The organism is Lederbergia citrea (assembly GCF_018343525.1).
Classification (GTDB): domain Bacteria; phylum Bacillota; class Bacilli; order Bacillales; family Bacillaceae_C; genus Lederbergia; species Lederbergia citrea.
Map to the genome: position 1 here is coordinate 454,878 of NZ_JAGYPH010000003.1, position 26,609 is coordinate 481,486.

Sequence of the window (26,609 nt, forward strand, 5' to 3'; positions counted from 1 at the left end):
TAGATACACAACCCGTAGTTTAATCAAAAGGATGGTGCTCACAATGAATAACCATGAAATTGACTATGAGATTATTGGCGATGATATGCAATTTGTGCAAGTGGAGCTTGACCCGAGTGAGACGGTTATAGCGGAAGCGGGCAGCCTAATGATGATGGATGATGGCATTCATATGGAAACTGTCTTCGGAGATGGTTCTTCCAGTCAAAACGGACTGGTGGGAAAACTAATGGGCGCCGGCAAACGCATGCTTACTGGGGAAAGCCTTTTTATGACGATGTTTACAAATGAAAGTAGTGGAAAAAAACACGTTTCATTCGCATCACCCTACCCAGGGAAAATCATTCCGTTAGATTTGAGTGAACTTGGCGGTAAAATTATTTGCCAAAAGGATGCTTTCCTCGCTGCAGCAAAAGGGGTGTCTGTCGGGATTGCGTTCCAGCGCAAACTTGGTGCAGGTTTCTTTGGTGGCGAAGGCTTCATTATGCAGAAACTTGAAGGCGATGGCATGACCTTTGTACATGCCGGTGGCACGATCTATAAAAAAGTATTGGAACCCGGAGATGTAGTACGGATTGATACTGGCTGTCTCGTTGCGATGACGAGCGATGTGAATTACGATATAGAGATGGTTCGTGGAGTTAAAACGGCGTTATTCGGAGGAGAAGGCCTCTTCTTCGCTACACTTCGCGGTCCCGGTACAGTTTGGATTCAATCACTGCCTTTTTCAAGACTCGCTAGCCGTGTCTTTGCAGCTATGCCTGGAGCAGGCGGTTCTAAAGATGAAGGTGGTCTTGGCGGTCTATTTAACATACTCGGTGGAGACCGATAATCATTGCATGAATACGGCTGCATCCCCTTTGGATGCAGCCAGCAAGTGTTTAGTATGATCCTCTAATATATTGTTTTACTTCCTCATTATAGAAATCTCTTATTTTTTGCGTCTCTTCTAGTGAAAAAGATTTTACAGAGGCTGATGCTAAATTCTCTCTTACTTGCTTTTCCGTTTTGAATCCTGGAATGACACAAGTTACTTCTTTTTGATCCAAAATCCATCTTAGCGCTGCCTTCGCCATTGATTCCCTATCATTAGCAATCCAGGATAGCTGATCAGCCAACTCAACTCCCTTGGCAAAACCTAGTCCTGCAAAGGTTTCTCCAACATTAAACGCTTCACCATTTTCATTAAAATGGCGGTGATCATCTTTTTCAAAAGTATAGTCTTTCGTAAATTTCCCCGTTAACAGGCCGCTTGCCAATGGTAATCTTACAAGGATACCGACTCCATTTTCCTGTGCCTTTGGAAGTAATTCCTCTAAAGGTTTTTGCCTGAACATATTAAAAATCACCTGAAGGCTTTTTACATTAGAGTGCTCTAAGCAGATTAAACCTTCTTCAACTGTCTCTACACTCACTCCGTAATGACGGATTTTGCCTTCTCGCTGGAGACGATCCAGCACCGCGAAAACTTCTCCATCTTTGAGGATTTCAGTAGCCGGACAGTGAATTTGATATAAATCTATCGATTCACGATTTAAGCGCTTTAAACTCGCTTCACAATACGCACTTACCGTTTCATAAGAATATGTATCTTTGTTATGTATATCTCCCATCCTACAAAACTTTGTGGCAATGTGAATGTCGTCTTCCTTGCCCTTCGTTGCTTTTGCCAATAATTCTTCACTATGTCCATCGCCATAAACGTCAGCCGTATCAAAGAAGTTGACGCCATTTTCGATAGCATATTGAAGCCCTTTTAATGATTCCTCATCACTCACATTTCCCCAAGCCCCACCGATTGCCCAAGTTCCAAAGCTTACTTCGCTTACTTTAATGCCTGTGTTTCCCAATGGACGATAATTCATGATTATAATGCCCCTTTCATTTAATAAGGTCTTTAAACCTGGAATTGTTTGATAAGATCTTGTAATTCCATTGCCCTTTGGCTCAGCACTTCTGAGGAAGCAGTAATTTCTTCCATTGACTTGCGCCGTGCTGGCCTGCTCTTGATTCATTTCTACAAGTTCGTCTATAAACCCTTCTATCTCCTCGATTTTTTGCCGAGAGGTTTTAATGATTTCACTTGCGCTCTTTACATCGAACTGTCTGGAAAGAGTAAGAACTTCGTTATGTATTTTTAAATATCCATCCCACTCCATCCGAAAATCTTTATATATGGCATTTTCTTCCTCTGATGTAAGCGTTGTTTCATGATGTCCAAACAACTCCTGTGAGCGAGAAAAATTTGTATCTAATCGCCCTTCAAAGTAATCCATTTCTCCTATTGTTTGATGCAAAAAACAATTGAAACGCTACCACCTGTTCTATAAGGAATCTCATTTCACCAATTGTTTCTATTAATGGTAGCCAACCTTCTTCAACTTCAGCGGACTTCTTATTCATTTCTTTCATTCCGAAATGCATGTACGAGCTGGAGCCTGCAATCAAAATAAAAATAATTACAAAAACAGTGAAAATTTTACCTCCAACTTCTTTGTAGCTGATTGAAAATATCCCTTGATACCGTTAACATTTCTCTCTCTATTAATTAACTTGCTTAAGAATCTTTTCATCGTTTCCCCATCGGCTATTTCTATACTCTTTCAGTAGACGAGCTTCTAAAATCCCTTACTACTCCCGCATGAGTCCCTAACTATTAATTCGGAATCAATAAAAACAGGATTCAACAATGTCTTTCCATGAATAAGATCATTTAACATAGATGCAGCTAACTTCCCTAACTTTTCTTTATCTTGTTTGACTGTTGTAAGTTTCGGATGACTATATTGACAAGCCTCGATGTCGTCACACCCAATTAGACGAATGTCCTCAGGAACTTTTAATCCGCTTTCATTTATTGCTCTCAATGCGCCAAAAGCCATCATATCCGATGTTGCAAAAACAGCTTGTGGATAAGGCTCCTTTTGAAGGATTTGCTTCATCGCAGCATATCCGCTTTCTTCATGAAAATCTCCATACTGAATCCAATCTTTATTTAACTCCAAGCCAAGCTGATTCATCGCTTCTAAAAATCCTTTTTCACGTAACATCGCAATTGCCGAATCACGTTTTCCACCAATAAATCCAATGTTTCTTACAGAATGCATGTATAGGTGTTGAATTACTTTCCTGGATAAATTTATATTATCGGTCATAACAAAGCTTGAACTAGGTCCATTTAACTCCAAGTCAATTCCAATACAAGGAATATTCTTTTCTACCAATTCATAAATTGCGTCCTCGATTTCTTCACCGGCGATAATTAAACAGCCATCCACATGGAAATGTCTGCATCTTGCGAGATAACTGCCTTGGCCTTGATAAAATTGCTCATTTGAAAACATAATGATATCGTAGCCTAAATGTCCAATTGACTTTTTAAACGATGTAATGACCTCGTTAAAAAAGGGATGTGTAAAGTCGACATTTACCTTACCTGCATAAATTAACCCAATTAAATTTGATTTCTTGGTAGCCAGCGATTTAGCCGAAAAAGTTGGTTGATAACCCGTTTCCTCGATGACTTTATTTACTTTTTCTTTTGTTTTATTACTGATGCTACCGGAGTTATTCATTATTTTAGAAACAGTCGACGGGGAAACTCCGGCCATTTTGGCGATATCTTTGATCGTATAATTCATCGCAACCCCTCCCCTCCTGTATATGCTGATAACTTCTATTCTTATAGTCTCGCAATAAAGTCAGGTGGGATTCTTACCCCACCTGTTAAGACTTTTTAAAAACAACTAAATTATTTTACAGAACCATCTGTAATACTCGAAATAAATAACCGATTGAAAAACAAGAAGATGATTATTAATGGTACAGTTGCCCAGAAAACACCTGATAATATCATTCCAAAGTCAATATTATGAGTATTACTTAGTGATGCTAAAGCAACTTGGATTGTATACATTTCCGGATCCCTTAATACTGTAAACTGCCATAGGAATTCTCCCCAGACTGCAGTAAAGACAATAATACCCAATGTAGCAAAAGCCGGCAAAATAATCGGCAGAACAATACTCCGGTATATTCTAAAGTTTGAGCATCCATCCAATTTAGCCGCTTCAATCAGTTCGTCAGGTACTGAGTCACTTACATATTGTCTCATTAAGAAAATACCTAGTGGATTTAAAAAGAATAAAATCATTACACCTTGTAATGTATCTAGCAAACCAGCTTTAGCAATTAAGTAGTATTGAGGAATTAATCCTAATTGCGGTGGTATAACCATTGTTAATAAAATAGCTAGGAATAACACGTTTTTACCAGGGAACTTAAATTTCGCAAAAGCAAACCCAGCTAGTGAACTGATAAATAATACAACTAGTGTAACTGTTGCACACACAATAAAGGTGTTCCACATCGCATGAAAGAAATCAATTTGATTTAATACCTTCTGAAAGTTATCTACCAATAAATTCCCAGGTGTAACCGTTGGAGGAATGGAGTTATAGGCAGAACTCGGGCGTGAAGCCATCACAAACATCCAATAAAATGGAAACAAGGATAGCAGTGATGCAATGCCTAAAAATGAGTAAATAAGGATTTTTCCAAATGACAGTCTCTTCATTTCAGCTGCTCTACTCATCCATTTGCACCTCTTTTCTTTCTGCCGATCCCTGATGTCAACAGTGTATTAATAGAAGCGAAAACGACGATGATAAACAATAAGATGATCGCTGTAGCAGAGGCTGTACCAAATGATTGTAATTTAAAAGCATCACGATATAAATACATAACTACAGTCATTGCTTCATCTCTTGTAAAGGCGCCTGCCCCTAGGAATACGGTTGGTTCAGCAAATAGCTGTAATGCTCCAACTGTTGAGAAGAAAACGGTTAGGATGATAAATGGCTTTAGCAAAGGCAATGTAATGTGGAGTAGCTGCTGAAATTTGTTTGCTCCGTCAATTGTTGCAGCTTCATAAAGGTCATTCGAAATACTCTGGATACCTGCAAGATATATGATTGTATTGTATCCGACCCATCTCCAAAACACCATAATGGAAATGGCAATTTTCGTACCCCACTCTGATGTTCCCCAATTTACTGGATCAAATCCAAATACACCTAATACGTAATTCGCCAACGATGTTTCATGATTACTAAATAACACACTGAAAATAAGAGCTACTGCAACCATTGACGTAATATACGGCATAAAGATGGTAACTCTGAAGAAATTTCTAAAACGCAGAAACGATAGGTTTAATAAAAAAGCAAGAATAATACCTATGACTAATTGTGGTGCTGTTCCCATTAACCCAATAATAATTGTATTATAAACCGATTTCCAAAAAAGCGGGTCTGTCAGGACTACCTTAAAATTATCCAATCCGACAAAAACCATAGGGTTTAAACCGTTCCATTTTTGAAATGCTAAAAACATACTAAATATAGCTGGATACAAACCGATCACGGCGAAAATAATGAAAAAAGGTGCAATATACAAATACCCTGATATCATATCTTTCTTTTCTTCTGAAATAAACCTCTTGTTTATCTTCTCGGATTTATTTAACGAAACCATTTTCACTCCCCCGTTTCACTTGAAAGTAAGATATGGTGCCCTGGGGACACCATATCTCAAGATTGCTTTGGAAATTAACGACTAATTAAGTCTTTAGAGCGTTTTACGGCTGCTTTCCATTCTTTCTCTGGATCTTTGCCATCTCTAACGTTATGAAGAGCATTCACCACTTCTTGGTGTACAGGGAAGTATTTTTCTCCTTTATAGACCGCACCAGTAATATCTTGTGCCGCAGCGGCAAACACAGAAGACGAAACTTGGCCACCGAAGAACTCATCTTCATTGGTTTTAAATTCTTCCATTTCATAAACAGAGTGAGCAGATGGGAATAATCCTTTTGCTTCGAATGATTTCAATTGATTCTCAGGAGATACCAACCATTCAACAAAGTCATATGCTGCTTGGGCATTCTTTGTTTCATTTGGAATCGCGATATAAGATCCACCCCAGTTTGCAGCAAATTCCTTAGGAAGCGTAGCTACTTTCCACTTGCCAACTGCATCCGGAGCATTTCCTTCCATCCATCCTTTTAACCAACCAGCACCTAACTCAGCCGCGAATTCACCTTTATTAACAGCGTTCGCCCATTCAGGAGTCCACATTTCAAATTTCCCAACAATTCCTTGCTTGTACAAATCTACAGCATAGTCATATGCCTTTTTAACTGAATTTCCTTCTTTTTCAAGCAATAGCTCGCCATCGGAATTTAAATACGTATCTACCGACGCATCCAAGTAGGCTCTATACGCCATTTCAATGCTGTCCACAAATGGCTTCCCAGTCTTCTCTTTCACTTGCAAACCAGCTTTTAGAAATTCTTCAGGTGAGTTGATTAATGCCTCAACCTCTGCAGGCTCAGTTGGTAATCCTGCTTCTTCAAAAATATCGGTCCGATAATAAAGTGCTTTTGGACCAATGTCCGTAGGCATTCCGAATAAGAAGTCACCTTCAGCATTCTCGCCGCCTGCCCATTTCCAATCCAGGTATTCACCTTGGACATCCTTCGCTCCAAGATCGTATAGATTTTCAAAGCGGTCTTTAGCAGCTTTAAAACGATCAAACTGATCTAGTTCTAACATTGCCAGATCCGGCGCACCGCTTCCAGCAGATAATGCCGTGAATAATGCGTCGTGATGTTCAGCAGTTTCAGAAGCCTTTACTTTAACTATTACATTAGGATTTTCTTTTTCATATTCTTTTGCCAATTCTTCATAGTTAGTTGCGCCAAATGTCCAAAAATTCAAAGTAATTTTTTCATCTTTTCCACTTCCGCCACTTTCTTTTTTACTTGTTCCACATGCAGCCAGTGAAAACGATAGAAGCAGAGTCAAAGCAATTATTATCCCTTTTTTAAAACTCTTCATTAGTATTTTCCCCCTATTTTTTCTAAAGAAGTATATTTGTTAAATATATTGCCAGTTTTACCCGGATCCACCTCCAAGTGTAGTTAGTATATCTGTGAATCTAGTAACTCGAAAAGAAGAAACCGCTTCCCTAATTATGTAAAAATTACAGAAACACTTAGTAAAGAAACCGGTTTCCTAAATGTATTATATACATGGATTTTAGAAAAATCAACATATTATGAGTAATTTTTCACTTTAAAAGGAAACCGGTTTCTTAATATAAATAAAAATACACGAAAAAGAAAGTACCTTTTCATGTATTTTTTAAACATGAGGGCCTATTTTTAACTATTCCTCATAAATCATTTTTCGTGTCATTCCACCATCCACCACTAAATTAATGCCTGTCACAAAATCATTGAGTGGATCCGTGAGGTATAGGCAAGCTCTTGCAATATCCGCTGGTTTACCAACCCGTTTTGAAAAATGCTGGGCATGGTCTTCAGGCCTTAATGCGGCATAATCTTCCGTTTCAATCCATCCCGGTGAAATAGCATTTACGGTTATTCTGTCGTTAGAGAGAGAAGCTGCGAGCGCATGAGTAAGCGCAAGAATACCACCTTTTGAAGCTGCATATGCTTCAGAATTTGCTTCTGACATAATGGCGCGAGTAGATGCAATATTCACAATCGATCCTCCCTCATTATTTTCACGCATATATTTTGCAGCTTCACGCGAACAAAGAAACACGCTTCGTAAGTTGGTATCAATGACATCGTCCCATTCTTCTATTTTCAAGTCATAAGGTGAACGGGATATCCCTTTACCGGCATTGTTAATTAATATGTCTATTCTTCCGAAGTGCTCGACAGTTTTTTTCATTAAATCGATGACGTCGTTATTTTCCCGAACATCGGTTTTGATAAACAGGACCTCGGGACTTAACTCAGCTGCAGCAGCTTCTCCATTTTCCGCATCTACATCGGCAAGGACAACCTTGGCTTGTTTTTCCACAAACTTTTTTGCAATCTCCTTACCTATTCCATTTGCGGCTCCAGTAATGATTACGACTTGATTTAGCATCTGATAACACCTCCGACTAATTTTCAAGATTATCTCTGATCTATATAACTATGATAAAAGTGATCCGTTAACTCACAAGCAAATTCTAAGGTAACAAGCGTGTTGCGGATAGATCTTCTGAGATCGCTCCTCTTAAGAGGCAGCTGTTGCAAGTCTTTGAGTTGGTTTTCAGTACTTTCTATCTCATTTATTGCAAATAATAAACTTTGCTTTGAGTCTATTGATAAGTCAACATTATTGTCTGCTAATAATTTCATAAAAGATTTTCTGTTTTGCTCTAGTGCTAATTGTAATGAATATAAACTTTGCTTTGAGATGGACTGTTTACCTAGTTCTATAATATATGAATGATCAATCGTGTGATAAAAATCAAGGACAGCTATGGAAACTTTATCTGTTTCTTGTTCTTTTGCAAAGGCCTTTGCAACTTTATATTCTTTCAGAAACTCTCTTCCAGATACATTATCTTGGTCATATGAGTAGGATTTATTAAAACTAATCATTGAAAAAGGAAAAAGCCAATTCCCCAATAGGAACACAATGACTAATGCCACAACTGGCATCACTACCTTAATACTGTTCATTATTATCCCACCCCTTTTCGATTAGAGTTGTAATCACCATTCACTATCAGCGCATCGTTTTTCTCTTTTTGCATGTTTTTCCACACTCATAAGCAGTATAACTGGGTCTTACCAGCTTATATGCCGATATTTTATTGGCCTTTGTGGTGTATTTATAAGTCGTCGGTACAAGTTTATTGGCCATGTTCACTCCTTTATGAGCCGTCACGAGCATTTACTGGCCCTCATCATATCATCAATAGCCGCTCGACAACATTCAACACGCGACTGTCTCCATAAAGTTCCACTCAGTGTCCAACATAGTGAATCGGCATGTCTTGTTCATCGATAAGATCGAGGTTTCTTGGTATGCGTAAATATAGCACCTGGAAGTCTCTGTAAGCATCCGAATCACTTTGAACAAAGCTTTCGCCAGTAAATTGATTGACGATAAATTCTTTTTTGCTTATCGCATACTCTAGATTTACCGTCTCCGGCATTCCTGCTAGTTCCAGTTTACTCCCTACCAATCTTACTCTGACAGGTTCAATTTCTTTCGTTACATCGATTCCGCCCACAATTGTACTCGCATAGTAGGTTCCTTCTATTTCCCCGTCGTTTTCAAGTTTTCTTTCAACAACAATTGTTCCTTCGAAAAATCCCTCAGTTTGGACAATTTTCAGCTTTTCTCCCTTATAATCCCGTGTCCATTTGTCTTTTATAAAAGTAGGATCGACCTTTTGTATTTTCCCATTAAAAATGTCCGTATATAAATGATCAGTTATTTGATCCGCCTCTTTCTCTTTTACTACTACAACTTGAGATGCCTTTGTCGGAAGCAAACCGTAGAGTGCAATGGAAAGAAGTAGTATGGCAAGATAGCAGCCTAAAAATGTCTTTATCAACCGTTTACTTTTTATACGTTTATTGCTTGAATTCACTCCTTGCATAATCAATATGGAGGGTAATACAACAATCGCAATAATGATTAACAGTGGAATGATCGCCATCAATTTCTAACCTCCAATCTATTCGACAAGACCGTAGAAAAACTAAAAAGCAGTCCCGATAATACAATGTTTTTTATAAAAAAGATAAGTAGTGACGACTCTGCAACAAAGAAATTAAATATTGCTAAAAGCCAATCGCCATTGTCACCTACCGCACTTACAACAAATGATCCAACAAGTAGAGCAGGTAATAAAATGACAAATACTTTGCTCATTTGAATGAAGATGCCAACTAAATAACCGAGAGCACTAAATAACAGCACATATAAACTCGCCGCTGCAAACCCGATTAATAATTCTTTAGGCGTCATATTAGCCCCATATTGAATATCTTTTATAAAATAGACGATCAACTTAATAAGATAACTTGACAACATGGATGTAATCCCCCCGATGGCACTTGCCGCTACCAAAAAGAGTGTATTGGAAACATTGTTGCTTACACGGTTCGCAACGAAGGCAAAATCATCGTATCTTGTCGCTTTTGTTGTGATTAAAATAGCCGACATAAAGCCCCAGAGCATTGTGAAAACAATGACTGTATCTGCTGAAAAATAAGAAAAATTCACTGACACGATAGAACTGCCATGATAGGTAGACATAGTCCCTAATAGAGAGAAAAAAATCGCAAGGATTTGCATGAACATCAGTGAACTAAACACGCCCAAATAAGCTTTTAACTTGAAGGAAAATTGTTTTTTAACTACATCAGATAGACTCATTTCGATTAAAGACATCATCGATTCCCCCCTTATGTTTACTCGTCAAGTACACACAGACATCGCTTGAAGAAACTGAAGTAATCTCAAGTCCATCTAGCCGCGCACTTTGAATGTCCGCCTCGGTAAAGTCATTTTTAACTACTGAATAAATACTGCTGGGTCCCATTTGTTTTTCATGGAGAACTTCTCTCCCCATTGTCCACCCAGCAACTGTGGATTTTTTCCCCTGTAGAGCGATTGCCCATTCTTTCAATTCTGAAATCGGCAAATGGAGATGAGCTTTCCCATCTTTAATGAGCAGTAGGTCTTCTAAAAGATCCTCGACTTCATTTAAATGATGACTTGAAATAATAATCGAGCGCGGATGCGCAATATAGTCTTTTAATAGGGCACGGTAAAAATCTTTCCGAACCGAAGCATCCATTCCAGTCGTTGGCTCATCAAAAATAGTCAGTGCACACCTGGCAGATAGCCCAATAATCATATTAAATGTACTCATTAATCCTTTAGAAAGATTTCTGTGATATTGATGAGGATTAAATGAAAAATAGTCAAACATTCCCTGTGCGAGTTCTGCATCCCAGTTTTCATAAAAGCGGCTCGCTTCCTCAAGAATCTCGGCTAGATTAAGAGCTGGCGGGAACGTCATTTGGTCATCAATGAAAATGCTATTTGCCGATACAAATAAACTATTAAACGGACCCTCCGAGAAAACTTGCACCTCACCTGATGTTTCACGAATAAATCCAGATAGAATTTTTAATAATGTTGTTTTACCTGCGCCGTTTCGGCCAATTAATCCTGTCATTTTATTTTCTTCAATCGAAAATGTCATCTTGTCGAGTACGTTTATCCGTCCATACTTTTTAGTAACATTTGTGCATTCAATGACTTTCATTGTTCTTACCTCCCTCGTTTTCGGCTCTAATCATTTCCACTAGTTCGTCTTCACCGACACTTAAGCGCTTCGCTTCCAACACTAGTTCTTGAATGAGTCCCTTTAAAGTTTCGTTTTTTCTTTTGTTAAGAATGCTCTCTTTTGCTCCTTCGGCAACGAACATGCCGAGCCCGCGCTTTTTATACAGAATTTGCTCATCCGCCAATATGTTCAGCCCCTTTGCTGCAGTTGCTGGGTTAATATTAAACATTTCCGCCAACTGATATTGAGAATAGACTTTGTCATCATTCTTAAAACTGCCGCTCATTATTTCATTTTCCAGCCATTCTGCAATCTGCACGTAAATCGGTTTCGATCCATCCGTATTTAAGATCATACATTTACCTCCTCCCGACATAGTGCATTAGTGTTGTAATGTAGTATATGTTATTTTTGAAAAATTAACAATATAAATTTTAAAAATACTACTCGTTCTACCACTAAAACTTGAAAATTTTAATAAATCTATATATCTAGTGGCTTATCACTGTACATTAATGATTGCTTTCGTTACCATATAACCAATTGAAAATGTTATTTACACACTGGGGGAGCTGCAATTTTGCGGCTGAGAAGACATATGTTCTGACTCTTTGCACCCGAATTAGGTAATACTAGCGTGGGGAAGTGTGGTCGTCGTATGCAGCTTTTATTTGGCATACAATCTGACCGCATTCCTAATGGGATGCGGTCTTTTTATTTTTTTAAAGGGGTTGAGATGACGATGAAAGACAAATGGGGTCTGCTTCATACTGGTTACAACGATGCCGCAGTCAATATGGCATTGGATGAGAAGTTGCTTGATTGGCATAGTGAAGGGAAGATTTCACCTGTGCTTAGGTTTTATGGTTGGTCTAAGCCTACACTTTCAGTTGGCCATTTCCAACGGGTAGACAGAACCATTGATTTCAACGCGGTTGAAAAATATCAATGCCAGTTTGTTCGACGTCTTACTGGGGGAAGCGCCGTCTTACATGATGATGAACTCACGTATAGCCTCGTCGTTTCTGAGCAAAAACCATACATATCCGATTCAATTCGGGAAGCATATTTTACATTATCAAAAGGAATTATGACTGGATTTAAAGAACTGGGTATTGCTGCAGACTATTCCATTCCTGAGGAACATTTCAAGAAAAGTTCTACAGCTGTTTGCTTTGAAAGACCATCAGATTACGAAATGCTCGTCGATGGGAAAAAGATTTCGGGACATGCTCAAACAAGGAAAAAAGGCGTTTTGTTACAACATGGATCGCTGCCGTTTAGTATTGATAAGGACATGTTATTCGATTTATTTAAATTTTCCTCTGAGGAAATACGAGAAAAGCAGAGATCTGCTTTTTCAGAAAAAGCGATTTCGATGAATGATGTTTCGAATGAAAAGATTACATATGAAATAGCAACGAAGGCTTTTACAAAAGGCTTTGAAAATGGATTGAATCTTGAATTGGTTCCCCTTAAACTAACTGATTCACAGTGGGCAGAGGTTCATGAATTAGCAGAGGCAAAATACAGGTCTGATGAATGGAATTTCAAAGATCGGAAGAAGGTGCTTTCATAATGGCAAGAAATACTGAGTACATCAGAAAACCGGAATGGCTTAAGACCAAAATTAATACGAATGAATCGTATACAGGATTAAAGAAGCTAATGCGCGAAAAAGGCTTGAATACCGTTTGCGAGGAAGCGCGCTGTCCAAATATTCATGAATGCTGGAGCGAACGTAAAACAGCCACATTCATGATCCTCGGTGATATTTGTACGAGAGCATGCCGCTTTTGTGCAGTCAAAACAGGGCTGCCAAATGAATTGGATTGGAATGAGCCTGCAAGAGTCGCTGAATCCGTAAAAATCATGGGTCTGAAACATGTCGTTGTCACGGCAGTGGCACGGGATGATCTGAATGACGGAGGAGCTGCTGTTTTTGCTGAGACGGTCCGCGCTATCCGCAGGGATGTTCCTGGTTGTACGATTGAAATTTTGCCATCAGACATGAAAGGTGACTATGAAAGTTTAAGAAACCTAATGTCGAGTGGTCCCGATATTTTCAACCACAATATCGAAACTGTAAGACGATTGACGCCGAGAGTTCGTGCTAGAGCAACGTATGATCGTTCTTTGCAGCTCTTGAAGCGTGTAAAAGAAATCGCACCGACTACGCCGACAAAATCGAGCCTCATGGTCGGACTTGGAGAAACAAAAGAAGAAATTATTCAAGCTATGGATGATTTGCGCGCGCATGACGTAGATATCATGACGATTGGCCAATATTTGCAGCCAACAAAAAAGCATTTAACTGTCGAACGATATTACCACCCAGATGAATTTGCGGAGCTAAAGGATATTGCGATGACGAAAGGCTTCAGCCACTGTGAAGCAGGACCGCTCGTCCGTTCTTCCTACCACGCCGACGAACAAGTAAGCCAAGCTTCAGCCCAGCGCAGGATTAAATATATGCAAGGTGTTGAAGAGCAGGAAAATAAAGAAGTAGATTTTACGTTTTAATCATAAAGAAAAATCCGCCAACGATAAGGCGGATTTTTCTATTTATCTGGAACCTCATACTTAATTCGAATTGTTTCCGAGTCTGGTTAGTCTTTTTCGTATTCAAAATAAAGATGGTAATGATTTTTGCAGCCCTCATTGAAAGCTGATTTGCAGTTAATACAGCGATCAGTAGTCATATATTGATTGATCGTATGTTCCGTTCTGCATACACCACATAAAATAGCAGGCTCATCAAACTCTTCCAGCTTCCACAGCGAAATCGGATGATCTTCACCCTCTTCGTGGCACTTATAGCAAGGGTAGTATTTTCCGCAGCACTGAAATTTAATTGCAATAATATCTTTTTCAGTATGATAGTGGATACAGCGAGTTTCATTATCAATCGTTTTCCCATAAACCTTATTCAAATCTATCCCTCATTTTCCATAGCCCCGTATAAACCGCCGGTTCTATGCACCATATTTAACTAATATTCATCCTCGGGTGCATTCACATTTCACCATCTTCTGTGTCATCTTCGTAAAAGTAATCCGCTTCATCATTTTCATCTTCATAAAAGTATTCTTGGTCTTCCTCGTCATCATAATCATCTTCTTCTTCATAACTTTCATCTTCATCTTCATAGTCATAATCGGAATCATCTTCGTCATCATAGTCGGAATCATCTTGATAACTATTTTCATACTCATCCTCGTACTCATCTTCCCACGCTTCATCATAATCATCAGTGGGCGTATTATTATATTCATCTTCCCATGCATTTTCATCAAACCAGTAATCTTGATATTCTTCATAGAAATCAAATGTGGCCTGTACAGCATCGGCAGTCATTGGGTTTTGAGACCAAGCCATCAACTGATCATTTACAATATAAAAAGGAATTGAAAATGCGATCGACTGATCAGCAATCAAAACTGCTGAATTAATTCCAATCACAGCTCCAGATATCCCATCAAGCAATGGACCACCGCTGCTGCCTGGAGACACTTGCGCATCAATTTGGTACATTTTTTCATAATGATAATCGCCCTCAATATCGCGATTTAGTCCTGTCACATAACCAATTGATGCCGTATTTTCTAATCCTCTTGGGCTGCCAAGTGCAATGACTTCAGATCCGATGGGTGTATGATTTAATTCCATTGGTAGTGGCTCCATTCCGGACAATTGATCAACCCGAATTAAAGCGATATCTACTTGATCCGAAATACCGATGATTCGTCCTGAATATTCAGTACCACTCTGATCTTTTACAATGACTTCTGTATATCCTGCTACCACATGCGCATTCGTCACAAGATCGCCTTTAGCATTCAATAAAAAACTAGATCCTTGACTTGAACTCGTAAAAACAGTAAATACTTTTGACTGAGCTTCTTGGATAATTTCCCGTTTACTTTTCGGTTTAGGTTGATTTTCCGAAACCGTTTTTTCTTGTGGCTCACTCTTAACAACTTTCACCTCTGTTGTAACAGGCACAGACTTTTCCGTTTCTACCACTGGCTGGACCGGCTCCTCTTTATTTGAAAAAAAGAAAAAAAGTCCTAATCCGGTCCCCATGATTGCAATAATCAGAGCGGTTATTGCAATCAACAAAGAAGGTCTCCCACGTTTCAAAGACGATGCTGATACTGTCAACGGCTCACCACACTCTTTACAAAACTTGCTGCCTTCTTGACCCTCGGCCCCGCACTTGGAACAAAACATCATTAACACCCCTTCCCAATAAAATACCGAACATTTCACCTAATACCATAGTACTATATTCCTTGCATTTTATATAGATTATTAACGGAAGATTCAGCATTTATTGAAAAGGGATTTTATAAATATCACGCACACTAAAACTAAGCCAAAGAGGCAACAGGTCCCTTGGCTTGGTTTTCCGGCCGCTCTGCCCGCTATAGCGGCCGCTACCCAACTAATCAATCGTTTGATTAGTTTAATCAAGCGATTGATTAGATGTTTGTTCGGTTAATTATCCTTGACTCATGCCCACATCCACTTCCATATTTCTTTTGGCGTAGCATTTTTTCCATACATTAAAATTCCCATTTTAAAAATTTTCCCAGCAAGTTTCATAAATAACCAGATGCTAATGATCAAGATGACGATTGAAATGATGATTTCCGTCCATGGCCATTCTTCCAAAAGCGAAAGGCGAAGTAACAATATTCCCGGGGCTGTTACAGGGATAAAGGTACCAATCTTCGCAATCAAGCCGCTTGGATCGTACATCACGGGTCCAATAAATAAAAACGGCAAGAACGGAAGCATCATAACCATCCCTTGGAAGTTGCTTGTTGCTGTCATGTCTTCTACAGTCGCCCCAAATCCGACAAAAATGGCGGCAAACAGGAGGTAACCTGCGAAAGCAAGAAATAAGAGCAATAATAATTCAGGCACAAATAAATATTTCAGTAGAGGAATATCGAACTTCCACATCACAAGTGGAATAATAAAAATCAGCCAGCCTAGTACTTGTGTAATACCAAGCACAAAGTAACCCATGATTTTTCCTTGCATTAATTCCGTCGGTGTTACAGAAGAAAGAATGATTTCCGCTACCTTTTCTTTCTTTTCTTGGGAAGCAGATTGAAAAATCATCATCCCAGTCATCACAATTGAAAATAATATTATTCCAGCAAATGCTCCAGGTACTGCCCGTTTCAGCGGATCTGCAGCTTGTTCTGTATCGGGAATAGATCCTTCAGCTTCCCCCGCAGCTTTAGCAAAAATGGGTTCAATCGCAATCCTGCTTGCGATGACTTCTTTTTGTGCCTCAGTTAAACCAAGTCGTTCCAACTGTACTTGGCGTAACGGATCTTCTAGAATAAAAGCTTCATAGTGAAAATTTTTATCTACATCTTCACTCATATACATATTTATTTTTCCTTGGTCAAGCCCCTCTTCTGTAAGCGCAATATAAACTGTTTGTTCAGAAGCAGCAGCTTTTCCCTCCATAGAAGCTTCATCTATATCCGTCTTTTTCAAATCCCAAGTAAGCTCCTGCTGCTCAACTGCCGTTTCAATCTGATTCCAAACATTTAACTCATCAAGCACATAAACATTCACAATCTCGTCTGAGTCATTCCCACTAAGCAAAGACGGTACAAAAAAGAAAATCATGAACAATACAGGCGTTAATAGTAGAGAGATGATAAAAGACTTGTTCTTCATATTTCTTTTTATTTCCCATTTAGCTACCTTTAAGCTGTTACGCATGAACGGCACCTCCCTCGTCCAATATATGTTGATCTGTAGCAACGTCAATGAAAATCTCATGAAGTGAAATTCTATCAATTGATAGTTCCTGGATATGTAAGTTTTCTGGAAGCTGTCTTAACCACACTGGAACGATGACATCTTGAGTTAAATATAGAATAGATATATCTTCCGTCTGTTCCACGCGTTGGACATTCGAAAGCTTTTCTAATAAAGCAAGATCATTTCTCCCCTTAATCGTACATTTGAAGTTAGCATATTGATTTTTCACATTTTCCATCGTGCCATAAATGACTTTTTGCCCGCGATGGATCATAAATAAACGGTCGCATAATTCCTCCACGACATTCATTTGATGTGAAGATAATAGAATCGCAGTTCCATTGTTTGCGAGTTCTCTAATTTCCTTTTTGAAAAGCTCTTGGCTAACAGGATCCAGCCCGGAAAATGGCTCGTCTAAAATAAGCAGTTCCGGTTCATGGATGATCGATGCAATAAATTGAACTTTTTGCCCCATCCCTTTAGAAAGCTCTTCAACTGACACTCTGTCTTTTCCTTCTAAGCCAAATTTCGCTAAATATGCCAAAGCACGTTCTTTCGCTTTTTTAATCGGATAATCCTTCAGTTCAGCTAAATATAAAATCATATCCATGACCTTTACGTTTTTATACAGGCCCCGCTCTTCTGGTAAATAACCAATTTTATTTCGCGGAATTTCATTTTCCACATGATTATGGAACACAATGCTGCCTTCATCCGGATACATAATGCCCATAATATTGCGGATCGTCGTTGATTTCCCCGCACCATTTGGCCCCAGAATCGCCATGATTTCTCCTTTTCTTACTTCAAAAGAAATGTTTTGCAATATGCGGGTTTCTTTAAATGATTTCCCTAGCTCTTTGACTGTTAAAATATTTTCCATCGTCTTAATCCTCTCCCTTGTTTCAGTATACGAATCTAAACCCAATTGGTTTCATTTGGAATTTCACATGCTAAATCTCCCAAGGATAAGCGCTGATTCTTTGAACAAATTAATTTGCAAAGGATTTCAAGGTTCAAATGCTATACTAATGATGGGGTGATTCTAATATGGAAACTTTTACAGAAAAAATTATCGGTGTATTGCATGAAATTCCTGAGGGAAGCGTTGCAACATACGGACAAATTGCCATTCTTGCCGGAAATCGCAGAGGTGCGCGCCAGGTGGCGAGAGTTCTGCATTCGATGAGCGCGAAACATGGGCTGCCTTGGCATCGTGTCGTGAACGCGAAAGGAGAAATTGTCGTTGGAGCTGCAGATGAGCAAAAGAAGTTGCTTGAGCAGGAGAGTGTTGCAGTGAATGCGCGGATGCGGGTAGACCTTGGAAGATATCAATGGATGGATGGCGGCATGGATATGGACTGGCTTGAAGGATAAAAAATTAAGGTGGTGTTTGGGTATTATTGTTAAAAATCGAGACAAATCGCTAATTCTGCAAGCTTTGCAAGCAGGCGTAGTGCGTATATTTGAAAATCACTCTTTATCGTCAACCGTATTGGCCAGCTTTTCCTCAAGGCAGGCGGGAATAGCCGGAGAAGAAAGGGTTGCAGACCTTTTCCGCAAACACTCTTTTACTATGGACCACCGCATTATCCACGATATTTCCCTTTCAGCTAGCACTCTATTCCAAATGGATTCCTTATTTCTAACATCCTCTTACGCGCTTATTTTTGAAGTAAAAAACATCTCAGGGAGATTGAAATTCACCGAAAATCCACCACAATTAATTCGGACAAGAGCCGATGGACAAGTAGATGGATTCGACAGCCCGGCGGCACAAGTCGAGCGATATGTAGTATTACTTGATGAATGGCTTCAAGGACGAGGAATTCGACTACCCGTGATTGGAGTAGTGGTGCTGGCCTATCCGAAACAAATCGTCGAACAAGCCCCATCGAAAACTCGAATTTTATTCCCCAACTTAATTCCCTCATATATTAGAAGCCTTTCTACACTTCCAATTAAATTGGAACGAGATAAACTAGATTGGTTGACTGCCGAAATTTTGAGAAGTCATCAACGCTATATCCCTGATCCTCTTTGCGAAATTTACAATATTGCTAAAAGACATATTCGGACTGGGGTGGAGTGTGAAGTGTGTGGGATGCTGGGGATGGATAAAGTATTACGGAATTGGCACTGTAAGAGATGTGGTAATAACAATAAATTGGCCCACGAAAAAGCTATTAAAGAATGGTTTCTATTGTTTGGAGGCAAAATGACAAATCGGGATTGCCGAAAATTTCTCCAGATTGATGATCTACACAGCGCCACTCGCATCCTTCAAAGCATGAATCTGCGAAGTGATGGTGCCAAACGGAATCGTTCTTACTACATGGATGTAACTGAAAACCAATGAACGAGATTAAGTCGATCACCGAACACGAATAAAATCACCTTGAACGAGAATAAACCGGCCGCGAACACGAATAACTCAACTCGAACGAGATTAAACCAATCCCGAACACGAATAAACTCACCTCGAACGAGAATAAACCAATCCCGAACACGATTAAACTCACTGAACGAGAATAAACCGGCCGCGAACACGATTAACTCACCTCGAACGAGATTAAACCGACCGTGAACACGAATAAATTCACCACGAACGAGAATAAACCGGCCGCGAACACGAATAAACTCACTGAACGAGAATAAACCGGCCGCGAACACGAATAACTCACCGCGAACGAGATTAAACCAATCGCGAACACGATTAAACTCACCACGAACGAGAATAAACCGACCGTGAACACGATTAAACTCACCACCAACGACCCTTTGCCAATCGACAAAAGCCGCTATTCCTAAAAGAATCGCGGCTATTGTCAACCCGAACTCTACAATCCTTTTTCGCGCAGAAATTCCGCAGCGACCTCGGCTGGTTTCCTGCCTTCGGCGTTGACCTGGTAGTTCATTTCTCGCATTTCGTCGTCGGTGATTTTTCCGGCGAGCTTGTTTAGTGCTGATACAATTTCAGGATGTTTCTCGGCGGTTTCTTGCCGAAGCAATGGTGCTCCTTGGTATGGTGGGAATAGTTGTTTGTCATCCTCCAGCACAACCAATCCATATTGTCTTAGTTCGCTGTCTGTTGAATAGGCGTCCACTAAGTTGATATCGCCGGTTTCAATTGCGTTGTATCGTAATTTAGGTTCCATTGTAATGACATCCGGAAAGTGGATATCGTACAGTTTTTGAATGCCGAGGTAGCCGTCTTCACGATCGGCGAATTCGAGTGTAAATCCGGCCTTCACGTTTTGCTGGACTTGTGCTAAATCAGATATCGTGACCAAATTAAATCGCTCCGCCACTTCCGCGGGCACCGCCAACGCGTACGTGTTATTAAAGTCCATCGGCTCAAGCAAGGCTAAGGAAAATTCTTTCAGCATCCCCGCTTTTGCTTGTTCGTAAACTTCATCGCGATCAGTACTCACGGCGGTTTCCTTTAAAAATTCGGATATGGCTGTTCCGGTAAATTCGGGATAAACATCGATGCTGCCACTTTTTAACGCATTAAAAACAAAGGATGTTTTTCCGAGTCCGGGCTTTAATTCAACTCGTAAATCCGTATCTTGCTCAATTAGTATTTTATACATATTAATTAATATCTCAGGTTCCGAACCGAGTTTTCCGGCAATGACAATATCCTTTTTCCCACCGCCAAGCAAGGATGGTATGGCCATGAACATTATTGCCGCCACTGCAATGACACCAACCGTTGTTATTGTCTTTTTAAATGAAAGACGTTCGAACTTGCGGAGCAGCAAATCAAAAAGTATCGCCAGTAATGCAGCTGGAATTGCACCAAGTACAATCAATGCAGAATTATTACGATCAATGCCAAGTAGGATAAGATCTCCTAATCCACCGGCACCAATCAGGGCGGCTAAGGTTGCTGTACCGACGATTAATACCATCGCCGTCCGGATGCCGGCCATAATCACCGGCATGGCGAGTGGCAGTTCAACCTTCATCAGCTGCCGGCGTGTATTCATTCCCATTCCTCGAGCAGCTTCTTTCAATGAGGAGTCTACTTCTTTGATGCCTGTATATGTATTCCTCAAAATCGGAAGCAATGCATAGGCAATAAGAGCGATGATTGCCGGCACCTTTCCAATGCCAAGCAACGGTATCAACAATCCCAACAACGCCAATGATGGGATTGTTTGTAAAACTGCGGATGCTCCAATGATACTTTCCGCTGCCTTTTTTCTTCTCGTTAAATATATGCCTAAAGGAATTGCAATCAAGACGGCAAAAAAGAGGGCAATTAAAGATATTTGAATATGTTCCAGTAACGCTTGAAACAGCTGTCCCTGTCTTTCGCGAAATACATCAGTAAAGTTACTCATAATCCTTGACCTCTTTCTTGCATGCGTTCAGCCAAATGCTGAACGATTTTTTGCCTGTTTATCATTCCAATAATCTGGCCATCTTTTTCCACTGGGAGTTCATCTTTGCGAGACAATGCTTCTAACACTAATTTTAATGAGCTGACCGCTGAAACTGGAGAATCGGACGTGTCATGACCAACAGAAGATTCGACCAATGGCTCCAAATCGACACGCTCATCCAGCCTACCTTCAATCCCAACAAACTCTTTTACAAACTCATTGGCAGGACTTTCAATAATTTCCTGCGCTGTTCCTACTTGGACAATTTTCCCTTCCTTCATAATGCAAATTCTGTCTCCAAGCTTTAGCGCTTCCTGCATATCATGAGTAACGAAAACAATTGTTTTTTTAATCGTTCGCTGTAGGTCCAATATATCGTCTTGTAATTTTTCTCTGCTGATGGGATCAAGCGCACTAAATGGCTCATCCATCAAAATCAACCGCGGATCTGCGGCTAAAGCGCGAGCGACACCAATTCGCTGCTGCTGGCCTCCTGATAGTTCATCTGGTTTTCTCGTTCTGTAAACTCCTGGATCCAAGCCGACCATTTTAAGTAATTCATCGACACGCGAGCGAGTTTTTTCTCTGCCCCATTTTTTCATTTCCGGGACGACAGCAATATTTTCTTCTATTGTCATGTGGGGAAATAGCGCTATTTGTTGCAAAACATAACCAATCTCCCAACGCAATTCATGAATGTCATAGTTTGAAATTTCTTTGCCATCTACAAAAATCGTCCCATCCGTCACATCAATTAAACGATTCATCATTTTTAACGTCGTCGTTTTTCCACATCCGCTTGGTCCGATTAATACAAAAATTTCTCCATCTTCGATTTCTAAATCTAGATCGTTCACAGCATGGGTGCCATCCGAATACCTCTTTGAAACATTTGAAAACTTTATCATGACTGCGCCCCTTTTGGTTATGTAATTTTTTTATTAAATGATGTATGCAAAATTGTAACATAGGTACACATAAACACAATTCAAGACACTTACCAAAAAAATAAGATCACCCATGTAAATAGGATGATCTTATTTCAATTTAAGCTTTGGACTTTTTGGATTTTCCCTTTATGATCACACTTAATATCATGATTATGAAGATTAGTAAAAAGGTTGTGCCGCTTATGATGAGGTATGTTTCTATTTTGAGATTTAAAAAGCGCATAAGTATGTCTGGAGTATAAAGAAGTGCTGGAATCCAGATTGGAAACCATGCCTTACTCCATATTGCGCCAGCGATAAAAATAATCGCACAGACTGCAACAACCAACCAGTTTACAGTATCGCTTGCTTGATAGAATGGTTTTGCAAAAAAGTTACTCCCCAGTAAAAGAACAAGAAAAAGTGCAGTTACGCTTGAACTTGAGACGACTCCCGTCAAAAAAAATCTTTTGGTTGAATATTGCTTTTTTCCGGCTTGCCGCAATAATACAACATAAATAATAAGTGCTATCACTGAGACGATAGGAAAGCCGATGACTTGAATGATGTTTAGTTCAAATTCTCCCCTGATTGCAGGACCCATTATGAAATAGGCAATGACACCTAAAAAATACATTGGCATTAATTTCATGAAGCCGGTATAGTCTGTCTTCATTTCTTTTCTGAAGGAATCCATATAAGCCTCGGGCGTACCATCGATAATTTCATCAATGTTTTTACCGCGTTTTTCCGATTCGATTAAATGATCTCGTAACTCCTCTGTTACTTCCTTCACTTCGCCTTCGTTTTTTCCTGAAGTGATTAAATATAGGCGTAGGTTATCGATGAAGTCTACACTTTTAGTTGATAACATCTTCATTCCTCCCTGCAAATAACTTACCAACAGCTCCCACTAGTTCATCCCAGCGACTTTGAAAAGCGTCGAGTTCAGCTTCACCTCTTGCTGTAATCGTGTAATATTTACGGTTTGGCCCTGTTGGTGATTTTTTCATCTTTGTTTTAACTAAATCATCTTTTTGCATTCGCAATAATACTGGATAAATACTTCCCTCACTTACCATCGTGAACCCGTATTTTTCGAGCTGCTCAATCATTTCGTAGCCGTACGTTTCCCCTTTACTGATGACGGCTAATAAGCAACCTTCCAACACCCCTTTAAGCATTTGACTTGATGATGACATAGAAACACCGCTTTCAATTAGGTATCTTGTAATACATTATAGCATAGCTACATTGTAAAGCAAGATAGCGTTTTAAAGCTGAACTTCTTGCCTAAATTTCTATAAAAAGAGATGATATAAAAAGGATGGAGGCTAATAAATGCGTATCTTTGTTTATATCATTGTTTTTTTCTCGTTTTTTGATTTATTTTCACAATTGCCTATCATAACTCCGTTTGCGGTATCGCTTGGTGCTACTCCGTTTTTAACAGGATTGGCAGTCGGGATGTATTCATTTTCAAATACAATCGGGAATGTCGCCTCCGGGATTTTAACAGATCGTAGAGGACCATTTTCCATTTTATTATGTGGATTGTTATTAACAGGGGCTTCTCTCTTTTTATACAGGTTTGCCGACGGGGCAACTTATTTACTTTTTATTCGATTTCTACACGGCCTTACAGCTGGTTTAATTGTTCCAGCCGCTTTTACATATTTAGCAAATTCAATGAAAGAGGGCAAAAAGGGAAAAGGTTCGGCGCTTTCTGGGGCATTTGTAGGATTTGCCGCTGTCATTGGGCCAGCGTTTAGCGGAATTGTCGCAAGTAAAACAAATGAAGTAACTGTCCTAAATATTACAGCCGTGATTATGATCGTATTAGGATTATTATCATTTATTTTTTTACGTTCAAAAATTACACTTCAAACAAAAACCGAAAGTGACCCATTATCGATTCGAAGCTTTTTTCAAAATTCGCTTATCATTAAAGCATTCTCTGGCGCGTTTTTCTTAATGTTTTCCCAAGGGGTTCTTGCTTATATGCTCCCCTTAAAAGTAATGGCACTTGGATTTGATACACAAACAAGCGGCTTGCTACTAAGTACGTTTGGAATTGTAGCTATACTTGTTTTTGTTCTTCCGATCAACAATGTATTTGATACAATCAAACCGATTAAGACACTTACCTTTGGAATGTCGACAATGGGAATTGGCCTGATACTCATTAGTTTTAGCAATCATATTCTCCTGCTTTATATGATTATGGGCTTGTACGGAATTGGATTTGCGTTTTTATTTCCCTCGCTTAATTCTTTGCTTATTGAAGCCACACATAAAGCATATCGTGGCAAAGCTTACGGCTATTTTTATGCATTCTTTTCAATCGGCGTTGTTGTAGGCTCAAGTTTAACGGGATTATTAAGATTAACTGCAAATGAAGGCTTTATATTTACTGGTGTATTATTAATCGTAGCCGCATCGATGATATTTTTGAAAAAGGATCACTCAATTGCATCATAAATGAAAGGCTGTCGCAATGACAGCCTTTCATTCTTTATTGACTATCTCCCATACCTGTATAGGAGCGAATATTCCCGGCTGCGGCTAATTGTGCTCCTTGCTCTGCATAAAGCTTTTTGCCTTCAGCTGCCCAGAGGAAACCTCTGCGCATAATTTCTGTTACTTCCGGCATGGCAACAATGTTTGCTAAATGACCTAGGGAACTATAGAAAACCCGTCCAGCACCCCAGCGCTTCGTCCATACGACAGGCATATCAACAGCCTTATTTGTAGAATGTGGTCCTTCAAATACTGGAAAACGAGTGGTTGCCAATACTTCTACCGCTGGGTCTACATGTAAATAATATTGTTCACTTACTACTTTAAAATCGGACATCCCTTCTAATAACGGGCTTGACGAGTGTTTAATATTTACCATATACTCAATGCCATCATTTCCGGGATGTGCTACCCAATTTCCACCAGTGATAAATTGCCAATCGACATTATTTCGGAAAGAGTCACACATGCCTCCGTGGCACCCTGCTAATCCTACTCCACCTGCAATCGCTTCGGAAATATTTAGAGCATATTTCCTCTCAATTTCGCCCATCGTCCAATGTGGGACAATCAAGTCAAGCGCTTTCAATTTTTCCTTGTCTGCATATGAATCTAGCGAATTTGAAACTTCGACATCGAAGTTTTCCTCTTCAAGGATCCCTTTGAAAATTTGTGCGACCTGTTCAGGCTCGTGGCCATCCCAGCCGCCCCATACGATTAATGCCTTTTTACTCATATTTTACATTCCTCTCCCTAAAATTATGTAATAATGGAAATTTCGGATAACTCTATATTTATACTATCAAACAATAATTATAAGGACAATATTTTTCGAATATTGTTGAAAATTGCTCCTCACCTTATGCGCTTCAATAAGCTCAACATATAAGCATCCGTTCGTTCAGCTATCAGTTGATCGCTTAAACCTGTTATCCCTAAAGCAGTCCAGCCGGGATACACTTCAGGTGGTCCAAAAAGGATATCAATCAATGAAACGAGATCCCAATATGGGTCATAGTTAAAACTTTTCCCTGCTTGCGTTTTGTAAGCCCTTAAAAAAGCGTCTGCAGTTTCGACACCATATAGCTGGGCTAAATTCACCCTGCAGTGGCCAACGTCAATACCTGCTGGTCCCCGGCAAGCACTCACCCAGTCAACAACACCGCTTATTTTTTCCCCGGACCATAAAACATTGTTTGGGTGGTAATCTCTATGAATGAAAACCTCCTTGAACTTCGGGCGCGGTCCTTTCACGATGGAAATGACCTCTTCCCATTGTTTTCTTAATGGTGACCAAGCAGGAGTTTCAAAAGACTCCATATTTTGATAAGTATAATAAGTCCATGGAAATTCATCTGCTTTGACCTTATGTATGTTCACTAAGGCTTTTGCTTGTTCTTCGATCCATTTGTTCATATTGTTCGGTTTCAGGATTACCGTGCCCTCAAGCTTTGACATCAGTACAGTCGGCATTCCGCAAATGGCACCTGTTTCATCATAAGCAATAATTTGCGGCGTTCCGACACCTGATTCATTTGCACGACGAAGACTTTCCGCTTCTTGAAGAGCTAAATCTGGCTCCTCTTGCACCCATTTCTTATTATCAACTCTTCTAACGACATATTCTTCCACATTCTTACCTACAATAAGCGAAACACGATGGACGAGGGACGATACCCCACCGTGAAGCTGACTGATCGATTGAACTTTAGCATTTGGGTTAACGGATTCCACAATCCATTTTAGTACTTTTTCTGGGATTTTTTTCTCTATGACTGGTTTCATCTCTATCTTC

The 26,609-nt window shown here is 39.6% G+C and carries 29 protein-coding genes, 1 pseudogene and 1 riboswitch; of the genes and pseudogenes, 6 read left to right on the plus strand and 24 right to left on the minus strand.

What is annotated here, in order from left to right:
- Nucleotides 1-43 precede the first annotated feature (43 nt).
- On the plus strand, nucleotides 44-832 hold the full coding sequence (locus KHA88_RS16700) for a TIGR00266 family protein (RefSeq protein ID WP_213099038.1): 789 nt from the start codon (nucleotides 44-46) through the stop codon (nucleotides 830-832).
- Nucleotides 833-881: 49 nt separating this feature from the next.
- Here KHA88_RS16700 and KHA88_RS16705 read toward each other — a convergent pair whose 3' ends face one another.
- From KHA88_RS16705 to KHA88_RS16760, 13 genes and pseudogenes are all read right to left on the minus strand, one after another.
- On the minus strand, nucleotides 882-1,865 hold the full coding sequence (locus tag KHA88_RS16705; RefSeq protein ID WP_249313303.1) for an aldo/keto reductase: 984 nt from the start codon (nucleotides 1,863-1,865) through the stop codon (nucleotides 882-884).
- A 177-nt stretch (nucleotides 1,866-2,042) separates the two neighbouring features.
- A pseudogene (locus KHA88_RS21045) lies at nucleotides 2,043-2,276 on the minus strand (MCP four helix bundle domain-containing protein); the annotation flags it as partial.
- Nucleotides 2,263-2,403 carry a hypothetical protein gene (locus KHA88_RS16710; protein WP_213122540.1) on the minus strand — a complete coding sequence of 47 codons (141 nt, stop codon included), beginning with the start codon at nucleotides 2,401-2,403 and terminating at the stop codon, nucleotides 2,263-2,265. The pseudogene KHA88_RS21045 and the gene KHA88_RS16710, both read right to left, overlap by 14 nt.
- 215 nt (nucleotides 2,404-2,618) lie before the next feature.
- Complete coding sequence (locus KHA88_RS16715; RefSeq protein ID WP_213122541.1) at nucleotides 2,619-3,641, minus strand: LacI family DNA-binding transcriptional regulator; 1,023 nt, start codon at nucleotides 3,639-3,641, stop codon at nucleotides 2,619-2,621.
- A 110-nt stretch (nucleotides 3,642-3,751) separates the two neighbouring features.
- Complete coding sequence (locus KHA88_RS16720; RefSeq protein ID WP_213122542.1) at nucleotides 3,752-4,594, minus strand: carbohydrate ABC transporter permease; 843 nt, start codon at nucleotides 4,592-4,594, stop codon at nucleotides 3,752-3,754.
- The gene (locus KHA88_RS16725; RefSeq protein WP_213122543.1) at nucleotides 4,591-5,535 is read right to left on the minus strand and encodes a carbohydrate ABC transporter permease; all 945 of its coding nucleotides are present in this window, start codon (nucleotides 5,533-5,535) and stop codon (nucleotides 4,591-4,593) included. Before KHA88_RS16725 ends, KHA88_RS16720 begins: the two co-directional genes overlap by 4 nt.
- Before the next feature lie 74 nt (nucleotides 5,536-5,609).
- Nucleotides 5,610-6,899 carry an ABC transporter substrate-binding protein gene (locus KHA88_RS16730; protein ID WP_213122544.1) on the minus strand — a complete coding sequence of 430 codons (1,290 nt, stop codon included), beginning with the start codon at nucleotides 6,897-6,899 and terminating at the stop codon, nucleotides 5,610-5,612.
- 330 nt (nucleotides 6,900-7,229) lie between these two features.
- Nucleotides 7,230-7,964 carry a glucose 1-dehydrogenase gene (locus tag KHA88_RS16735; RefSeq protein WP_213108427.1) on the minus strand — a complete coding sequence of 245 codons (735 nt, stop codon included), beginning with the start codon at nucleotides 7,962-7,964 and terminating at the stop codon, nucleotides 7,230-7,232.
- Nucleotides 7,965-7,993: 29 nt separating this feature from the next.
- Nucleotides 7,994-8,548, minus strand: a complete 555-nt coding sequence (locus tag KHA88_RS16740) for a hypothetical protein (protein ID WP_213122545.1) — start codon at nucleotides 8,546-8,548, stop codon at nucleotides 7,994-7,996.
- Nucleotides 8,549-8,835: 287 nt separating this feature from the next.
- A complete protein-coding gene (locus KHA88_RS16745; RefSeq protein ID WP_213122546.1) occupies nucleotides 8,836-9,537 on the minus strand; it encodes a hypothetical protein in 702 nt (233 codons plus the stop codon).
- Nucleotides 9,537-10,274, minus strand: coding sequence for a hypothetical protein (locus KHA88_RS16750; protein ID WP_213122547.1), 738 nt, complete (start codon nucleotides 10,272-10,274; stop codon nucleotides 9,537-9,539). The genes KHA88_RS16745 and KHA88_RS16750 overlap by 1 nt, the downstream gene beginning before the upstream one ends.
- A complete protein-coding gene (locus KHA88_RS16755; RefSeq protein ID WP_213122548.1) occupies nucleotides 10,246-11,157 on the minus strand; it encodes an ATP-binding cassette domain-containing protein in 912 nt (303 codons plus the stop codon). Before KHA88_RS16755 ends, KHA88_RS16750 begins: the two co-directional genes overlap by 29 nt.
- The gene (locus KHA88_RS16760) at nucleotides 11,144-11,533 is read right to left on the minus strand and encodes a GntR family transcriptional regulator (protein WP_213122549.1); all 390 of its coding nucleotides are present in this window, start codon (nucleotides 11,531-11,533) and stop codon (nucleotides 11,144-11,146) included. Before KHA88_RS16760 ends, KHA88_RS16755 begins: the two co-directional genes overlap by 14 nt.
- Before the next feature lie 200 nt (nucleotides 11,534-11,733).
- Nucleotides 11,734-11,839, plus strand: a riboswitch (TPP riboswitch).
- A gap of 81 nt (nucleotides 11,840-11,920) precedes the next feature.
- Here KHA88_RS16760 and KHA88_RS16765 point away from each other — a divergent pair.
- Both KHA88_RS16765 and lipA read left to right on the plus strand, forming a co-directional pair.
- Nucleotides 11,921-12,757 carry a lipoate--protein ligase family protein gene (locus KHA88_RS16765; RefSeq protein WP_213122550.1) on the plus strand — a complete coding sequence of 279 codons (837 nt, stop codon included), beginning with the start codon at nucleotides 11,921-11,923 and terminating at the stop codon, nucleotides 12,755-12,757.
- Nucleotides 12,757-13,701: a lipoyl synthase gene (gene lipA, locus KHA88_RS16770; RefSeq protein ID WP_213099030.1), complete on the plus strand. Its 945-nt coding sequence runs from the start codon at nucleotides 12,757-12,759 to the stop codon at nucleotides 13,699-13,701. The genes KHA88_RS16765 and lipA overlap by 1 nt, the downstream gene beginning before the upstream one ends.
- Before the next feature lie 86 nt (nucleotides 13,702-13,787).
- Here the strand turns inward: lipA and KHA88_RS16775 are convergent, their stop codons facing one another.
- The 4 genes from KHA88_RS16775 to KHA88_RS16790 form a co-directional block, all read right to left on the minus strand.
- Nucleotides 13,788-14,111 carry a CHY zinc finger protein gene (locus tag KHA88_RS16775; protein ID WP_213099029.1) on the minus strand — a complete coding sequence of 108 codons (324 nt, stop codon included), beginning with the start codon at nucleotides 14,109-14,111 and terminating at the stop codon, nucleotides 13,788-13,790.
- A gap of 82 nt (nucleotides 14,112-14,193) precedes the next feature.
- A complete protein-coding gene (locus tag KHA88_RS16780) occupies nucleotides 14,194-15,411 on the minus strand; it encodes a trypsin-like peptidase domain-containing protein (RefSeq protein WP_213122551.1) in 1,218 nt (405 codons plus the stop codon).
- 282 nt (nucleotides 15,412-15,693) lie between these two features.
- Nucleotides 15,694-16,929, minus strand: a complete 1,236-nt coding sequence (locus KHA88_RS16785; RefSeq protein ID WP_213122552.1) for an ABC transporter permease — start codon at nucleotides 16,927-16,929, stop codon at nucleotides 15,694-15,696.
- Complete coding sequence (locus KHA88_RS16790) at nucleotides 16,922-17,854, minus strand: ABC transporter ATP-binding protein (RefSeq protein ID WP_213099026.1); 933 nt, start codon at nucleotides 17,852-17,854, stop codon at nucleotides 16,922-16,924. The genes KHA88_RS16785 and KHA88_RS16790 overlap by 8 nt, the downstream gene beginning before the upstream one ends.
- A gap of 167 nt (nucleotides 17,855-18,021) precedes the next feature.
- Between KHA88_RS16790 and KHA88_RS16795 the strand changes: the two genes are divergently transcribed.
- Together KHA88_RS16795 and KHA88_RS16800 are read left to right on the plus strand one after the other, a co-directional pair.
- Nucleotides 18,022-18,348, plus strand: coding sequence for an MGMT family protein (locus KHA88_RS16795; RefSeq protein WP_213122553.1), 327 nt, complete (start codon nucleotides 18,022-18,024; stop codon nucleotides 18,346-18,348).
- Nucleotides 18,293-19,330, plus strand: a complete 1,038-nt coding sequence (locus tag KHA88_RS16800; protein ID WP_249313265.1) for a nuclease-related domain-containing protein — start codon at nucleotides 18,293-18,295, stop codon at nucleotides 19,328-19,330. Before KHA88_RS16795 ends, KHA88_RS16800 begins: the two co-directional genes overlap by 56 nt.
- Here the strand turns inward: KHA88_RS16800 and KHA88_RS16805 are convergent.
- The 5 genes from KHA88_RS16805 to KHA88_RS16825 form a co-directional block, all read right to left on the minus strand.
- Nucleotides 19,303-19,803, minus strand: a complete 501-nt coding sequence (locus KHA88_RS16805; protein ID WP_213122554.1) for a hypothetical protein — start codon at nucleotides 19,801-19,803, stop codon at nucleotides 19,303-19,305. The two genes, KHA88_RS16800 and KHA88_RS16805, sit on opposite strands and share 28 nt — an antisense overlap.
- Before the next feature lie 8 nt (nucleotides 19,804-19,811).
- On the minus strand, nucleotides 19,812-21,323 hold the full coding sequence (opuFB, locus tag KHA88_RS16810) for an osmoprotectant update ABC transporter permease/substrate-binding subunit OpuFB (RefSeq protein WP_213122555.1): 1,512 nt from the start codon (nucleotides 21,321-21,323) through the stop codon (nucleotides 19,812-19,814).
- Nucleotides 21,320-22,273, minus strand: a complete 954-nt coding sequence (locus KHA88_RS16815) for an ABC transporter ATP-binding protein (protein ID WP_213122556.1) — start codon at nucleotides 22,271-22,273, stop codon at nucleotides 21,320-21,322. The genes opuFB and KHA88_RS16815 overlap by 4 nt, the downstream gene beginning before the upstream one ends.
- A gap of 139 nt (nucleotides 22,274-22,412) precedes the next feature.
- On the minus strand, nucleotides 22,413-23,168 hold the full coding sequence (locus KHA88_RS16820; protein ID WP_213122557.1) for an HAAS domain-containing protein: 756 nt from the start codon (nucleotides 23,166-23,168) through the stop codon (nucleotides 22,413-22,415).
- Nucleotides 23,155-23,496, minus strand: a complete 342-nt coding sequence (locus KHA88_RS16825) for a PadR family transcriptional regulator (RefSeq protein ID WP_213108441.1) — start codon at nucleotides 23,494-23,496, stop codon at nucleotides 23,155-23,157. Before KHA88_RS16825 ends, KHA88_RS16820 begins: the two co-directional genes overlap by 14 nt.
- 139 nt (nucleotides 23,497-23,635) lie before the next feature.
- Here KHA88_RS16825 and KHA88_RS16830 point away from each other — a divergent pair, with 139 nt between their 5' ends.
- Nucleotides 23,636-24,775: an MFS transporter gene (locus tag KHA88_RS16830; RefSeq protein ID WP_213122558.1), complete on the plus strand. Its 1,140-nt coding sequence runs from the start codon at nucleotides 23,636-23,638 to the stop codon at nucleotides 24,773-24,775.
- 34 nt (nucleotides 24,776-24,809) lie between these two features.
- Here KHA88_RS16830 and KHA88_RS16835 read toward each other — a convergent pair whose 3' ends face one another.
- A complete protein-coding gene (locus KHA88_RS16835) occupies nucleotides 24,810-25,550 on the minus strand; it encodes a ThuA domain-containing protein (protein WP_213099014.1) in 741 nt (246 codons plus the stop codon).
- Nucleotides 25,551-25,669: 119 nt separating this feature from the next.
- Nucleotides 25,670-26,599: a phosphotransferase family protein gene (locus tag KHA88_RS16840; RefSeq protein ID WP_249313267.1), complete on the minus strand. Its 930-nt coding sequence runs from the start codon at nucleotides 26,597-26,599 to the stop codon at nucleotides 25,670-25,672.
- Nucleotides 26,600-26,609 lie beyond the last annotated feature (10 nt).

Coding starts and splice junctions, on each gene's coding strand:
- KHA88_RS16700 (WP_213099038.1), top strand. CDS start 44: ATGAATAACCATGAAATTGACTATGAGATTATTGGCGATGATATGCAA.
- KHA88_RS16705 (WP_249313303.1), bottom strand. CDS start 1,865: ATGAATTATCGTCCATTGGGAAACACAGGCATTAAAGTAAGCGAAGTA.
- KHA88_RS16710 (WP_213122540.1), bottom strand. CDS start 2,403: ATGAATAAGAAGTCCGCTGAAGTTGAAGAAGGTTGGCTACCATTAATA.
- KHA88_RS16715 (WP_213122541.1), bottom strand. CDS start 3,641: ATGAATTATACGATCAAAGATATCGCCAAAATGGCCGGAGTTTCCCCG.
- KHA88_RS16720 (WP_213122542.1), bottom strand. CDS start 4,594: ATGAGTAGAGCAGCTGAAATGAAGAGACTGTCATTTGGAAAAATCCTT.
- KHA88_RS16725 (WP_213122543.1), bottom strand. CDS start 5,535: ATGGTTTCGTTAAATAAATCCGAGAAGATAAACAAGAGGTTTATTTCA.
- KHA88_RS16730 (WP_213122544.1), bottom strand. CDS start 6,899: ATGAAGAGTTTTAAAAAAGGGATAATAATTGCTTTGACTCTGCTTCTA.
- KHA88_RS16735 (WP_213108427.1), bottom strand. CDS start 7,964: ATGCTAAATCAAGTCGTAATCATTACTGGAGCCGCAAATGGAATAGGT.
- KHA88_RS16740 (WP_213122545.1), bottom strand. CDS start 8,548: ATGAACAGTATTAAGGTAGTGATGCCAGTTGTGGCATTAGTCATTGTG.
- KHA88_RS16745 (WP_213122546.1), bottom strand. CDS start 9,537: ATGGCGATCATTCCACTGTTAATCATTATTGCGATTGTTGTATTACCC.
- KHA88_RS16750 (WP_213122547.1), bottom strand. CDS start 10,274: ATGTCTTTAATCGAAATGAGTCTATCTGATGTAGTTAAAAAACAATTT.
- KHA88_RS16755 (WP_213122548.1), bottom strand. CDS start 11,157: ATGAAAGTCATTGAATGCACAAATGTTACTAAAAAGTATGGACGGATA.
- KHA88_RS16760 (WP_213122549.1), bottom strand. CDS start 11,533: ATGATCTTAAATACGGATGGATCGAAACCGATTTACGTGCAGATTGCA.
- KHA88_RS16765 (WP_213122550.1), top strand. CDS start 11,921: ATGAAAGACAAATGGGGTCTGCTTCATACTGGTTACAACGATGCCGCA.
- lipA (WP_213099030.1), top strand. CDS start 12,757: ATGGCAAGAAATACTGAGTACATCAGAAAACCGGAATGGCTTAAGACC.
- KHA88_RS16780 (WP_213122551.1), bottom strand. CDS start 15,411: ATGTTTTGTTCCAAGTGCGGGGCCGAGGGTCAAGAAGGCAGCAAGTTT.
- KHA88_RS16785 (WP_213122552.1), bottom strand. CDS start 16,929: ATGCGTAACAGCTTAAAGGTAGCTAAATGGGAAATAAAAAGAAATATG.
- KHA88_RS16790 (WP_213099026.1), bottom strand. CDS start 17,854: ATGGAAAATATTTTAACAGTCAAAGAGCTAGGGAAATCATTTAAAGAA.
- KHA88_RS16795 (WP_213122553.1), top strand. CDS start 18,022: ATGGAAACTTTTACAGAAAAAATTATCGGTGTATTGCATGAAATTCCT.
- opuFB (WP_213122555.1), bottom strand. CDS start 21,323: ATGAGTAACTTTACTGATGTATTTCGCGAAAGACAGGGACAGCTGTTT.
- KHA88_RS16815 (WP_213122556.1), bottom strand. CDS start 22,273: ATGATAAAGTTTTCAAATGTTTCAAAGAGGTATTCGGATGGCACCCAT.
- KHA88_RS16820 (WP_213122557.1), bottom strand. CDS start 23,168: ATGTTATCAACTAAAAGTGTAGACTTCATCGATAACCTACGCCTATAT.
- KHA88_RS16825 (WP_213108441.1), bottom strand. CDS start 23,496: ATGTCATCATCAAGTCAAATGCTTAAAGGGGTGTTGGAAGGTTGCTTA.
- KHA88_RS16830 (WP_213122558.1), top strand. CDS start 23,636: ATGCGTATCTTTGTTTATATCATTGTTTTTTTCTCGTTTTTTGATTTA.
- KHA88_RS16835 (WP_213099014.1), bottom strand. CDS start 25,550: ATGAGTAAAAAGGCATTAATCGTATGGGGCGGCTGGGATGGCCACGAG.
- KHA88_RS16840 (WP_249313267.1), bottom strand. CDS start 26,599: ATGAAACCAGTCATAGAGAAAAAAATCCCAGAAAAAGTACTAAAATGG.